The 14,888-nt window shown below is 77.0% G+C and carries 1 protein-coding gene; it reads left to right on the top strand.

Annotated elements, in window-relative coordinates; genetic code table 11:
* Position 1 precedes the first annotated feature (1 nt).
* Positions 2–14,860, top strand: a complete 14,859-nt coding sequence (locus tag COO58_RS11705; protein WP_098744969.1) for a type I polyketide synthase — start codon at positions 2–4, stop codon at positions 14,858–14,860.
* Positions 14,861–14,888 lie beyond the last annotated feature (28 nt).

Here is a 14,888-nt window from a genome sequence, read left to right as displayed (position 1 = left end):
GATGCCCACTGAGGAAGAGTTCCTCGACTACCTCCGGCGCGCCACGGCCGACCTGCGTGAGGCGCGGCGGCGCGTGCGCGAGGTGGAGGCCAAGGACCGCGAGCCGATGGCCATCGTGGGCATGGCCTGCCGCTACCCGGGCGGGGTGCACGGTCCGGACGCGCTGTGGCAGCTCGTCGCCGACGGCCGCGACGGGGTGGGGAACTTCCCGACCGACCGGGGCTGGGACCTGGAACGGCTCTTCTCCGTCGACCCGGACGACCCCGGCACGTCCTCCACCGACAAGGGCGGCTTCCTCTACGAGGCCACCGCGTTCGACCCCGCGTTCTTCGGCATCTCGCCGCGCGAGGCGCTCGCCATGGACCCGCAGCAGCGGCTGCTGCTGGAGAGCACCTGGGAGACGTTCGAGTCCGCCGGCCTGGACCCGCAGCGGCTGCGCGGCAGCCGCACCGGCGTGTTCGCCGGCGTCATGTACCACGACTACGCCTCCCGGGTGGTCGACCTCCCGGAGGGCGTCGAGGGCTACCTCGGCACGGGCAACTCCGGCAGCGTGGTGTCCGGCCGGGTGGCGTACACGTTCGGGCTGGAAGGACCCGCCGTCACCATCGACACCGCCTGCTCCTCGTCGCTGGTGGCCGTGCACCTCGCCGTGCAGGCGCTGCGGCAGCGCGACTGCGACCTGGCCCTGGCCGGCGGCGTCACCGTGCTCTCCACCCCCGGCGTCTTCGCCGAGTTCTCCCGCCAGCGCGGCCTGGCGGCCGACGGGCGGTGCAAGTCGTTCGCCGCCGCCGCCGACGGCACCGGCTGGGCCGAGGGCGTCGGCATGCTGCTGCTGCAACGCCTCTCCGACGCGCAACGCGACGGCCGGCACATCCACGGCGTCATCCGCGGCAGCGCCGTCAACCAGGACGGCGCCAGCAGCGGCCTCACCACCCCCAACGGGCCCAGCCAGGAACGGGTGATCCGGCAGGCCCTCGCCAACGCCCGGCTGTCCCCGGCCGACGTGGACGTGGTGGAGGCGCACGGCACCGGCACCACGCTCGGCGACCCGATCGAGGCGCAGGCGCTGCTGGCCACGTACGGGCAGGACCGCGACGGGCGCGACCCGCTCTGGTTGGGGTCGGTGAAGTCGAACCTGGGGCACACCCAGGCGGCGGCCGGCGCCGCCGGGATCATCAAGATGGTCCTGGCGATGCGGCACGGGGTGCTGCCCCGCACGCTGCACGTGGACGAGCCGTCCCCGCACATCGACTGGTCCGCCGGCGCGGTCGAGCTGCTCACCGAGGAACGGCCGTGGCCGGCGTCGGACCGGCCCCGCCGTGCCGCCGTCTCCTCGTTCGGCATCAGCGGCACCAACGCCCACGTCATCGTCGAGCAGCCACCGGCCGTCGAGGAGCCCGAGGCCGGCACCCCGCCGCCGGTCGCGCCGGTGCTGCTCTCCGCCCGCAACCCCGACGCGCTCGCGGCGCAGGCCCGCCGCTGGGCCGACCACGTGGCCGCCGACGACACCGCCCGCCCGGTCGACCTGGCCGCCGCCTCGCGGCGCCGCGCCGGGCTGGACGCCCGGGCCGTGGTGCTCGCCGCCGACCGCGACGAGCTGCTCGCCGGGCTGCGCGCGCTCGCCGCCGACGAACCCGCGCCGTCCGTGGTCACCGGCACCGCCGCGCCGCGCGGCCGGGTCGCGTTCCTCTTCTCCGGGCAGGGCGCGCAGCGCGCCGGCATGGGCCGCGACCTGTACGCGGCGTTCCCGGTCTTCGCCGCCGCGCTCGACGAGGTCTGCGCCCACCTCGACCCGCTGCTGCCGCAGCCGCTGCGGCCGGTGCTGTTCGGCGACGACGACCTGCTGCACCAGACGCAGTTCACCCAGGCCGGCCTGTTCGCCGTCGAGGTGGCGCTGCACCGGCTCGCCCGCTCGTTCGGGCTGGTCCCCGACCTCCTGGTCGGCCACTCGATCGGCGAGCTGGCCGCCGCGCACGTCGCCGGCGTGCTGTCGCTGCCCGACGCGGCCGCGCTGGTCGCCGCCCGGGGCCGGCTCATGCAGGCGTTGCCGGCCGGTGGCGCGATGCTCGCCGTGGCCGCCGGTGAGACGGACGTGACCGCGTCGCTGGCCGGCATCGACGGGCGGGTCGGCGTGGCCGCCGTCAACGGCCCCGCCGCCGTGGTCGTCTCCGGCGACGCCGAAGCGATCGACGCGCTCGCCGCCCACTGGACCGACCGGGGTACGCCCACCCACCGGCTCCGGGTCAGCCACGCGTTCCACAGCGCCCTCATGGAGCCGATGCTGGCCGAGTTCGCCGCGGTCGCCGCCGGTCTGCGCTACGCCCCGCCGACCGTGCCGATCGTGTCCAACCTGACCGGCCGGATCGCCGAGCCGGAGCTGATCTGCGCCCCCGACTACTGGGTCCGGCACGTCCGGGAGGCGGTGCGGTTCGCCGACGCGGTGGACCGGCTCGCCGAGGCGGGCGTCGGGACGTACGTCGAGCTGGGCCCCAGCGGCGTGCTCACCGCCATGGCCGAGAGCTGCCTCACCGACCCGACGGCCGTGCTGGTGCCGCTGGTGCGCAAGGACCGCGCCGAACCCCGCGCCGTGCTGGAAGCACTGGCCCGGCTGCACACCGAGGGTCTGACCGTCGACTGGGACGCGCTGCTCGCCGGCGCCGGCGCCCGCCCTGTCGACCTGCCCACGTACGCCTTCCAGCACGAACGGTACTGGCTGGAGCCGGTCGGGCGGCTCGCCGACGTGTCCGGCGCCGGCCTCGGCGCGGCCGGGCACCCGCTGCTCGGCGCCGCCGTCTCCGTCGCCGGCGAGGACATGGTGCTGCTCACCGGCCGGCTCGCCGCCGCCACCCACCCGTGGCTCGCCGACCACGCGGTCGGCGACGTGGTGGTGCTGCCCGGCGCCGCGCTGGTCGAGCTGGTCGTCCGGGCCGGCGACGAGGTCGGCGTCTCCCGGCTGCGCGAGCTGGCCATCGCCGCGCCGCTGGTGCTGCCCACCGCCGGGGGCGTGCGGGTGCAGGTGCGGGTCGGTCCGGCCGACGGGGCGGGCGCCCGCGCGGTCACCGTGCACGCCCAGGCCGAGGACGACCCGGACGCCGGCTGGGTACGGCACGCCGAGGGCGTCCTCGAACCCGCCGCCGCCGACGAGCCCGCCCTGCCGGCGTGGCCCCCGACCACCGCCACCGAGATCGACCTGGACGGCTGGTATCCGACGCTCGCCGAGCACGGCCTGGCGTACGGGCCGGCGTTCCGCGGCCTGCGCCGGGCCTGGACCGGCGACGGCGAGGTCTACGCCGAGGTCGCCCTCCCCGAGGAGGTCGCCGACGGCGCGGCCGGCTTCGCGGTGCACCCGGCGCTGCTGGACGCCGCGCTGCATCCGATCGGGCTGCTGCTCGCCACCGACGGCGGTGGTCCGCGCGTGCCGTTCGCGTTCGAGGGCGTGCAGGTGCACGCCGCCGGGGCCACCGTGCTGCGGGTGCGGCTGTCCCGCGACGGGGGCACGGTGCGGCTGGTCGCCGCCGACGACGCCGGCGCCCCGGTCGTGTCGGTGGACGCGCTGGTCCTGCGGGAGATGACCGGTTTGACCGCCCCGGGCGCGGCGGCCCGGTCGATGTTCGAGGTGCGCTGGCAGCACGAGCCGGTCCCGCCCGTCGACGACCTGTCCGGCTGGGTGGCGCTCGGCGCGCCGGTCGGCGGGCTGCCGGCGTACCCGGACGTGCCGGCTGCCGCCGAGGCGGGGGAGGAGCCGCCGGGCACGCTCGTGCTGCCGGTGGCCGCGCCGTCCGGGCTGGACGTTCCGGAGGCCGTCCGGATGGTCACGTCGGACGTGCTGGCGGCGGTGCAGGCGTGGCTGGCCGCGGAGCCGTTGGCGGGTTCGCGGTTGGTGGTGGTGACCCGGGGTGCGGTGGCGGTGTCGGACGGCGACCGGGTGGTGGATCTGGCCGGCGCGGCGGTGTGGGGGTTGCTGCGGTCGGCGCAGTCGGAGCATCCGGAGCGGATCGTCCTGGCGGATGTGGATCGGGACGTGGACGCGTCGGTGTTGTCGGTGCTGGCCGGTGTGACGGCCGATCTGCCGGTCACGGGTGGGCAGGTGGCGCTGCGCGGTGGCGAGGTGTCGACCCCGCGCCTGGTCCGTGCGACGTTCCCGCCGGTTACTGCCGCGACGCCGTCCGGAGACAGGACGGCCGGTCACGTCGCCGACACGTCCGTGACCGGTAATGACGCGGCCGGTCCGCTCTCGGCGGCGGACGCGTCGGTGACCGGTGGGGACGTGGCTGTGCCCGGTGGCACGGTGCTGGTGACCGGTGGCACCGGGTCCCTGGGTGCGCTGGTGGCTGAGCATCTGGTGACCGGGCACGGGGTGCGGTCGCTGGTGCTGGTGTCGCGGCAGGGTCCGGCCGCGCCGGGTGCGGAGGTCCTGGTCGAGCGGTTGGCCGGGTTGGGTGCGTCGGTGTCGGTGGTGGCGTGCGACGTCACCGACCGGGACCAGGTGCACCGGCTGGTCGCCGAGGTTCCGGGTCGGCTCGCCGGGGTGGTGCACACCGCCGGCGTCCTCGACGACGGCGTGGTCTCGGCGGTCAGCCCGGACCGGCTGGCGAACGTGCTCGCCCCGAAGGCCACCGCCGCCTGGTGGTTGCACGAGGCCACCCGCGACCTCGACCTGGACCTGTTCGTGCTCTTCTCCTCCGTCGCCGGGGTGCTCGGCTCGCCCGGCCAGGCCGCGTACGCCGCCGCGAACGGGGTGCTCGACGCGCTGGCGGCGCACCGCCGGCAGGACGGCCTGCCGGCGGTCAGCCTCGCCTGGGGCATGTGGGACACCGGTGGCATGGCCGCGTCCCAGTCCGACGTCGACCGGGCCCGCTCCACCCGGGCCGGCCTCGCCGCGATGAGCCCCGAGGTCGGGCTGGAACTGTTCGACGCCGCGCTGACCGCCGGGCGGGCCACGCTCGTCCCGGCCGTCGTCGACGTACCGGCGATGCGGTCGCAGATCGTCGGCGGCCGGGTGCCGTCCCTGCTGCGGACGCTGCTCGGCCCGGTCACCACCCGCCGCCAGGCCGGCCGGGGCAACTGGGCCGACCGGCTGACCGGCCTGGACCCGCAGGAGGGCCGCGACCAGGTCGACGCGCTGGTGCGGGGCCTGGTGGCGCAGGTGCTCGGGCACGGCGGCGCGGACGCGGTGCCGGCCGACCGGGCGTTCCGGGAACTCGGCTTCGACTCGCTGACCGCGGTGGACCTGCGTAACCGGGTCAACGCCGCGACCGGGCTGCGGCTGCCGTCCACGCTGGTCTTCGACTACCCGACGCCGCAGATCCTCGCCGGTCAGGTGTACGCCGAGCTGGCCGGCGCCCGCGCCGACACCACCGCCGCGCCCGACACCGCCACGACCACCGGCCCGGACGAGCCGATCGCGATCGTCGGGATGGCCTGCCGCTACCCGGGTGGGGTGGACAACCCGGAGCAGTTGTGGGAGCTGCTGGCCGCCGGTGGGGACGGGATCTCCGAGTTTCCCGCCGACCGGGGCTGGGACCTGGAGTCGCTGTTCGACCCCGACCCCGACCACAGCGGCACCTCCTACACCCGCCACGGCGGCTTCCTCTACGGCGCGCCGGAGTTCGACAGCGGTTTCTTCGGCATCAGCCCGCGTGAGGCCCTGGCGATGGACCCGCAGCAGCGGCTGCTGTTGGAGACGTCGTGGGAGGCGTTCGAGTCCGCCGGCCTGGACCCGGCGACGCTGCGCGGCTCGCGTACCGGCGTGTTCGCCGGGGTGATGTACCACGACTACGCCTCCCGCCTCATGGAGCTGCCCGCCGAGGTCGAGGGCTACATCGGCACCGGCACCTCCGCCAGCGTGCTGTCCGGCCGGGTGGCCTACTCGTTCGGCTTGGAAGGTCCGGCGGTCACCGTCGACACCGCCTGCTCGTCGTCGCTCGTCGCGCTGCACCTCGCCGCGCAGGCCCTGCGCTCCGGCGAGTGCGACCTCGCGCTCGCCGGCGGCGTGACCGTGATGGCCACCCCCGGCACGTTCATCGAGTTCTCCCGCCAGCGCGGCCTGTCCCCGGACGGCCGGTGCAAGTCGTTCGCCGCGTCCGCCGACGGCACCGGCTGGGGCGAGGGCACCGGCGTCCTGCTGGTGCAGCGGCTCGCCGACGCCCAGCGGGAGGGCCGCCGCGTCCTCGCCGTGGTGCGCGGCACCGCCGTCAACTCCGACGGCGCGTCCAACGGGTTGACCGCGCCGAACGGTCCGTCGCAGCAGCGGGTGATCCGGCAGGCCCTCGCGAACGCGCGGCTGAACCCGTCCGACGTGGACGCGGTGGAGGCGCACGGCACCGGCACCACCCTGGGTGACCCGATCGAGGCGCAGGCAGTGCTCGCCACCTACGGCCAGGAGCGGGACACCCCCGTGCTGCTCGGGTCGGTCAAGTCGAACCTCGGGCACACCCAGGCCGCCGCCGGTGTCGCCGGGGTGATCAAAATGGTCCTCGCCATGCGGCACGGCATCGTCCCCGCCACCCTGCACGTCGACGAGCCGTCCCCGCACATCGACTGGACCGCCGGCGCCGTCACCCTGGCCACGGCCCCGACGCCGTGGCCCGACCGGGACCGGCCCCGCCGGGCCGCCGTGTCCTCCTTCGGCATCTCCGGCACCAACGCCCACGTCGTCCTCGAACACACCCCCGACCCCGCCGCCCCGGCCGAGTTCCGGCCCGGCGTCGCCACCGACGCCGGCGTCGTCGCGCTCGCGCTCTCCGCCGCCGACCGGGCCGCGCTCCCCGAACAGGCCGCCCGGCTGCGCGCCCACCTCGCCGCCTACCCCGAGTACGGGCCGGCCGAGGTGGCGTACGCGCTGACCGCCACCCGGGCGGCGTTCCCGCACCGGGCCGTCGTCCTCGGCCAGGACCCCGACGACCTGGTCCGCGGCCTCGCCGCCCTGGTCGACGGCGACACCGTGCCGACAGTGGTCACCGGCACCGTGCTGCGCAACCCGGCGCCCGTCTTCGTCTTCTCCGGCCACGGCGGCCACTGGCCCGGCATGGCCGTCGACCTGCTGGACAGCTCACCCGTCTTCGCCGCCTCCATCGCCGAATGCGAAGCGGTCCTCGCGCCCTGGGTCGACTGGTCGCTCACCGACGTGCTGCGCGGCGCCGACGGCGCGCCACCCCTGGTCGCCTCCGGCGTGGTGCAGCCCGCACTTTGGGCCGTGATGGTCTCCCTGGCCCGGCTGTGGCGGTCCCTCGGCGTACGCCCGGGCGCCGTGGTCGGGCACTCCCAGGGCGAGATCGCCGCCGCCTGCGTGGCCGGCGCGCTCTCCCTCGAGGACGCCGCCCGCATCGTCGCGCTGCGCAGCCAGGTGCTCGCCGACATCGCCGGCCGGGGCGGCATGGCCTCCGTCGGCCTGCCCGCCGACCGGGTCGAGCGGATGCTGCGACGCTGGGACGGACGGCTCTGCGTGGCCGTGGTCAACGGTCCCGGATCGGTGGTGGTCGCCGGCGACCCGGACGCGCTGGCCGAGCTGGTCGCCGCCTGCACCGCCGACGACGTGCGGATCCGCCCGCTCGACGTCGACTACGCCTCCCACTCGCCGCACGTCGAGGCCGTCGCCGACCGGCTCCTGGACAGCCTGGCCGACATCACCGCCCGCCCGGCCGAGGTGCCGTTCTACTCCGCGCTCACCGGCCTGGCCACCGACACCACCACGCTCGACGCCGACTACTGGTACCGCAACCTGCGCCAGACCGTGAACTTCGAGCAGGCCGTCCGGACGCTGCTCGCCGACGGACATCAGGTGTTCCTGGAGATCGGCCCGCACCCGGTGCTCAGCTTCGGCATGCAGGAGACGATCGACGACGCCGAGCACGAGGCCGCCGTGGTGAACACGCTGCGCCGCGACGCCGGCGGCTGGCCCCGGCTCCTCACCGCGCTGGCCGAGCTGCACACCCGCGGCGTCGGCGTGGACTGGACCGCGGTCTGCGGCGTCCCCGCCGGACCGGCCGTGCCGCTGCCCACGTACGCCTTCCACCGCCAGCGCTACTGGCCCGACTCGCCGGTGCGTACCGGGCCGGTGGCGGCCGTCGAGGACCAGGCCGACCGGCAGTTCTGGGACGCCGTCGAGCGGGCCGACGCCGACGCGCTCGCCGCCGCCCTGGACGTCGACGGCACCGAGGCGCGGGCGCTGGGCGAGGCGCTGCCGGTGCTCGCCGACTGGCGGCAACGCCGCCGGGACGAATCCACAGTGGACGCGTGGCGGTACCGGGTCCGGTGGGCGCCGCTCACCACCGCACCGACGGCCCGGCTCGCCGGCACCTGGCTGCTCGTCGCGCCGGCCGCGTACGCCGGTGACGCCCTGGTCGGGCAGGTCGTGGCGGCCCTCGGCGAGGCCGGCGCCGGCGTCGTCCCGGTCACCGTCGACGAGCCCGACCGGGCGGCGCTGGCCGCACAGCTGGCCGGGCTCGACGACATCACCGGCGTGCTCTCGCTGCTGGCGCTCGACGAGACCGGCCACCCGGAGCACCCGGTCGTGCCCGCCGGGCTCGCCGGCACGCTCGCCCTCGTCCAGGCCCTCGGCGACGCCGGCGTCACCGCCCCGCTGTGGTGCGCCACCCGGGGCGCCGTCAGCACCGGCCGCGCCGACCCGCTCGACCACCCGTGGCAGGCCCCGGTCTGGGGCCTCGGCCGGGTCGTCGCGCTGGAACACCCGGACCGCTGGGGCGGCCTGGTCGACCTGCCGGCCGTCCTGGACCGGCGCGCCCGGGGCCGGCTGGCCGTCGTCCTGGCCGGCGTCGGCGACGAGGACCAGCTCGCCGTACGCCCCTCCGGGCTGTTCGGCCGCCGGCTCGCCCGCGCCGGCGGCGACAGCCCGCCGGACGGCGGCGGCTGGCGGCCCGCCGGCACGGTCCTGGTCACCGGCGGCCTCGGCTCGCTCGGCGCGCATGTGGCCCGCTGGCTGGCCCGCGACGGCGCCGCGCACCTCGTGCTCACCGGCCGGCAGGGCCCGGCCACCCCCGGCGCGGCCGAGCTGGAGGCGGAGCTGACCGCGCTCGGCGCGACCGTCACGGTGGCGGCCTGCGACGTCGCCGACCCCGACTCCCTGCGCGACCTGGTCGACCGGCTCGACGTCCGGATCGACGCGGTCTTCCACGCCGCCGGCGTCGCACACGCCGGACCGCTCGACGCCACCGGCCCGGCCGAGCTCGCCGACGGCCTGCGCGCCAAGGTGGCCGGTGCGGTCAACCTCGACCGGACCTTCGGCGACGACGTGGCCGCGTTCGTGCTGTTCTCCTCCGGCGCCGGCGTCTGGGGTGGCGGCCTGCAGGGCGGGTACGCCGCCGGCAACGCGTTCCTCGACGCGCTCGCCGAGGACCGGCGCCGGCGCGGCCGGCCCGCCACGGCCGTGGCCTGGGGGGCCTGGGACGGCGGCGGCATGATGGACACCGAGGGCGCCGCCGACCAGATGTTCCGCTCCGGCGTCCGGCCGATGCGCCCCGAGCTGGCGGTCGCCGTGCTGGCCCGGGCGCTGGCCCAGGACGAGGTCACGCTCGCTGTGGCCGACATCGCCTGGGACCGGTTCCACCAGACGTACGCGCTGGCCCGCCCCCGCCCGCTGATCGAGGAGCTGCCCGAGGTCGCCCGACTCCTCGCCGCCGCCCGCACCGACGACGAGCCGGCCGAGGCGTCCCCGCTGCGCGGCCGGCTCGCCGGCCTGGCCGCGCCGGAGCGCCGCCGGGCGTTGCTGGAACTGGTCCGGATGCACGCCGCCGCCGTGCTCGGCCACGCCTCCGCCGAGGCGGTCGGCGCGGACCGGCCGTTCCGTGACATCGGCTTCGACTCGCTCAGCGCGGTGGAGATGCGTAACCGGATCGCCGAGGCGGTCGGGCTGCGGCTGCCCGCCACCCTGGTCTTCGACCGGCCCACCCCGGACCTGCTCGCCGGCTGGCTGGCCGACCGGATCCTCGGCGTCACCGAGGCCGCCGCCGCGCCCACCCGGGCCGTCGCCGCGCTGGACGAACCGATCGCCGTGGTGGCCATGAGCTGCCGCTACCCGGGCGGGGTCGACAGCCCGGAGGAGCTGTGGCGGCTGGTCGTCGAGGGCCGCGACGCCATCGGCCCGTTCCCCGCCGACCGGGGCTGGGACCTCGACGCCATCTACGACCCCGACCCGGACGCCCCCGGCACCTCGTACGCCCGCGAGGGCGGCTTCGTCACCGACGTCGGCGGCTTCGACGCCGGCCTGTTCGGCATCTCGCCCCGCGAGGCGCTGGTGATGGACCCGCAGCAGCGCCTGCTGCTGGAGACCGGGTGGGAGCTGTTCGAACGGGCCGGCCTGCCGCCGGACGGGCTGCGGGAGAGCGGCACCGGCGTGTTCGTCGGCACCAACGGGCAGGACTACGCCACGCTGCTGATGGCCGCCCGGGCCGAGACGGAGGGCTACCAGGCCACCGGCAACGCGGCGGCCGTGGTCTCCGGCCGGCTCTCCTACACCTTCGGGTTGCAGGGCCCCTCGGTCACCGTGGACACCGCCTGCTCGTCGTCGCTGGTCGCGCTGCACCTCGCGGTGCAGTCGCTGCGCGCCGGCGAGTGCGACCTCGCGGTGGCCGGCGGCGTGACCGTGATGGCCACACCCGGGCCGTTCCTGGAGTTCGCCCGGCAGCGCGGCCTCGCCGCCGACGGCCGGTGCAAGTCCTTCGCCGGGGCCGCCGACGGCACCGGCTGGGGCGAGGGCGCCGGCCTGGTGCTGCTGCAACGGCTCTCCGACGCCCGCCGCGACGGCCGGCGGGTGCTGGCCGTGGTGCGCGGCTCGGCGACCAACTCCGACGGCGCCTCGAACGGCCTCACCGCGCCGAACGGGCCCGCCCAGCAGCGGGTCATCCGGCAGGCGCTGGCCAACGCCGGGCTCACCCCGGCGGACGTGGACGCGGTCGACGGGCACGGCACCGGCACCCGCCTCGGCGACCCGATCGAGGCGCAGGCACTGCTGGCCACGTACGGCCAGGACCGGCCCGCCGACCGGCCGCTGCTGCTCGGCTCGGTCAAGTCCAACATCGGCCACACCCAGGCCGCGGCCGGCGTCTCCGGTGTGATCAAGATGGTGCTGGCGTTGCAGCACGGCGTGCTCCCGCCGACGCTGCACGTGGACGAACCCACCCCGCACGTCGACTGGTCCGACGGCGCGGTGGCGCTGCTCACCGAGGCCCGGCCCTGGCCGGAGACGGACCGCCCCCGGCGGGCGGCGGTGTCCGCGTTCGGGGTGAGCGGCACCAACGCCCATGTCGTCCTCGAGGCGGCCCCACCGGTCGGGGACACGCCGGAGCGGGAGGACGTCCTCCGCCCGGCGCTGCCGCTGCTGCCGTGGCCGCTCTCCGCCGCCGACGAGGACGGGCTGCGCGCCCAGGCCGCCCGCCTCGCCGCCCGGCTCGCCGGCCCGGCCGCCACCGAGCGGGCCTCGACTGGGCCGGCCGCCACCGGCGACGGGACCGCAGCGGCCGGCGACGGCGCCGCCCCGGTCGGATGGACGCTCGCCACCGCCCGCTCCCACCTGCGCCACCGCGCGGTGCTGGTGGCCGCCGACCCGGACACCCGACTGGCCGCGCTGCGCGCCCTGGCCGCCGGGGAGAGCCACCCCGCCGTGCACCGCGACGTCGCCGCGTCCGGCGGCACGCTCGCCGTGCTCTTCTCCGGGCAGGGCGCCCAGCACGCCGGGATGGGCCGGGAGCTCTACCAGGCGCTGCCCGCCTTCGCCGAGGCGCTCGACGAGGTCTGCCAGCACCTCGACGCGCACCTGCCCCGCCCGCTCAAGAGCGTGCTGTTCGCGCCCGAGGGCAGCGCCGAGGCCGCGCTGCTGGACCAGACCGCCTTCACCCAGGCCGGGCTCTTCGCCGTCGAGGTGGCGCTGCACCGGCAGCTCACCGACTGGGGGGTACGTCCCGACCTGGTCGCCGGGCACTCGGTCGGTGAGATCACCGCCGCCCACGTCGCCGGGGTGCTCACCCTGGCCGACGCGTGCACGCTCGTCGGCCAGCGCGGCCGGCTCATGCAGGCGCTGCCGGCCGGCGGCGGCATGCTCGCCGTCGCCGCCGGCGAGACCGAGGTGACCGACGCGCTCACCGGCCACGCCGACCGGGCCGCGATCGCCGCCGTGAACGGCCCGGCCGCCGTCGTGGTCGCCGGCGCCGACGACGCGCTGGCCGCGCTCGCCGACCACTTCACCACCCTCGGCGTACGGGTGAAGCGGCTCGCCGTCAGCCACGCGTTCCACAGCCCGCTGATGGAGCCGATGCTGGCCGAGTTCGCCACCGTCGCCGCCGGCCTCGCCTACGCCCCGCCGACGGTGCCGCTGGTGTCGAACCTGACCGGTCGGGTCGCCGACGCCGACCTGGTCTGCACCCCCGACTACTGGGTCCGGCACGTCCGCGAGGCGGTGCGCTTCGGCGACACCGTCACCCACCTGCGCGACCTCGGCGTGGGCACGCTGCTGGAGATCGGCCCGGACACGGTGCTCACCGCGCTGGCCGCGGACGCGCTGCCCGACGGCGGCCCGCTGGTCACCGGCGTGCAGCGCCGCGGCCGCGACGAGGTCGACGCCCTGCTCGGCGCGCTGGCCCGGCTGCACTGCCACGGCGTGCCGGTGGACTGGGCCGCGCTGCTGCCCGCCGCCGAGCCGGTCGACCTGCCCACCTACCCGTTCCGGCGCCGGCGGTACTGGCCGGTCGGCGACGGCGAACTGGTCGGCGTCGCCGCGCCGGCCCCCGCCGACCCGGTCGACGACGCGTTCTGGCAGGTCGTCACCGCCGGCGACAGCGACGCCCTGGCGACCCGGTTCGGGGTCGACCCCGACCGGCCGCTGCGCGACCAGCTCCCCACCCTCGCCGACTGGCACCAGCGGCGACGCGCCGACGCGGCCGCCGACGGCTGGCGCTACCGGATCACCTGGCCCCGGCGGCAGCTCACCGCCGGCCCCGCCGCCGGTGACTGGCTGCTCGTGACGTCCGACGACGCGGCCGACGCGGCGGGCCGGATCGCCGCGCTGATCGGCGACCACGGCGGCGACGCCCGCGTGCTCACCGTCGACCCGGCCACCGTCACCCGTGCCGAGCTGGCCGACCACCTGCCGGACGGGCCGACCCGCGTCGTCTCGCTGCTCGCCCTGGACGAGCGCCCGCACCCGGACCATCCGGCCGTGCCGGCCGGACTCACCGGCAACCTGACCCTCGTCCAGGCCGTCACCGACGCCGCGCCCACCGGACCGCTGTGGCTGCTCACCCGGCAGGCGGTCAGCACCGGCGCGGGCGACCCGCTCACCCGCCCCGCCCAGGCCACCACCTGGGGCCTGGGCCTGGTCACCGCGCTGGAACACCCGGCGCACGCCGGTGGGCTGATCGACCTGCCGGCCGATCTCGACGGCGGCGCCGGGGACCACCTGATCCGGGCGCTGACCAACGCCGACGGCGAGGACCAGCTCGCGGTCCGCCCGTCCGGCGTGCACCTGCGCCGACTGACCCGCGCGCCCCGCCCCGACCGGCCGGACACGCCGGCCTGGCAGCCCCCCGACACCGTGCTCGTCACCGGCGGCACCGGCGCCATCGGCCGGTACGCCGCCGGCTGGCTCGCCCGGCACGGCGCCCGCCGGCTGATCCTGGTCAGCCGGCGCGGACCGGACGCCCCCGGCGTCGCCGACACCGTCGCCGAGCTGGCCGACCTCGGCGCGCACGCCCGCGTGCTCGCCTGCGACCTGGCCGACCGGGCCGCTGTCGCCCGGCTGGTCGACGCGCTGCGCGCCGACGGCGAGACCGTACGGGCGGTGGTGCACGCCGCCGGCGTCGGCCGGCTCAACCCGCTGCGCGCGGTCACCACCGACGAACTGGCCGACGTGGTCTCCGGCAAGACCGCCGGCGCCCGCCACCTCGACGAGCTGCTCGACCCGGAGCCGCTGGACCTGGTCGTCTACTTCTCCTCCATCGCCGCCACCTGGGGCGTCGGCGACCACGGCGCGTACGCGGCGGGCAACGCCTTCCTCGACGCCTGGGCGCAGTCCCGCCCGGCGGGTCGGGCCCGGGTGGTGTCGGTCGACTGGGGACCGTGGGCCGGCGGCGGCATGGTCAGCGACGACCACGCCACCGCGATGAGCCGGCGCGGCGTCACCCTGCTGGACCGGGAACCGGCGATGGCCGCGCTGCTCGCCGCGATCGAGGGTGACGGCCCGGTGCTCACCGTCGCCGACGTCGACTGGGCGCGCTTCGCCCCGGTCTTCGCCGCCGCCCGACCCCGCCCGCTGATCGCCGACCTGCCCGAGGTGGCGACGCCGGCCGCCGGGACCGACCCGGCCGACACCGGCGGCACGGAGACGCTCGCCGCGCTGCGCAAGCGCCTGGCCGACCTCACCACCACCGAGCAGAACCGGCTGCTGGTGGACCTGATCCGGGCCGCCGCGGCCGAGGTGATCGGCCACGACAGCCCGTACGCCCTCGACGCCGACCGGCCGTTCCGGGACCTCGGGTTCGACTCGCTGACCGCGGTGGAGCTGCGCGGCCGGCTGGTCCGGCTCACCGGCCTCGCCCCGGCCAGCTCGGTGGTGTTCGACTACCCGACCCCGCAGGCCCTCGCCGAACACCTGCGCGCCCAGCTCGTCGACGAGGCGTCGGTGGGCGAGCTGCCCACCGGCGAGGAGCTGGACCGGCTGGAGGAGGCGCTCACGCTGCGCGAGCGCGACGACCTCGGCCGGGTGCGGATCACCATGCGGCTGCAACGGCTGCTGGAACGCCTCGGCGCCGACGAACCGGACGAGCCGGCCGGCGACGTGGCCGACCGGTTGCGGACGGCCAGCAACCAGGAGCTCTTCGACCTTCTCGACCGCGATCTCGGGCTGTCCTGAGGCACGCGTGGCACACCAGGGAGCGAGA

Origin of the sequence: Micromonospora sp. WMMA1996, assembly GCF_002573675.1 — a bacterium.
GTDB lineage: Bacteria > Actinomycetota > Actinomycetes > Mycobacteriales > Micromonosporaceae > Micromonospora > Micromonospora sediminicola.
This window is presented reverse-complemented; position numbering and strand designations above follow the sequence as displayed.

What these genes read in the sequence shown, in the direction of transcription:
- COO58_RS11705 (WP_098744969.1), top strand. Translation starts at nt 2, where the DNA reads ATGCCCACTGAGGAAGAGTTCCTCGACTACCTCCGGCGCGCCACGGCC.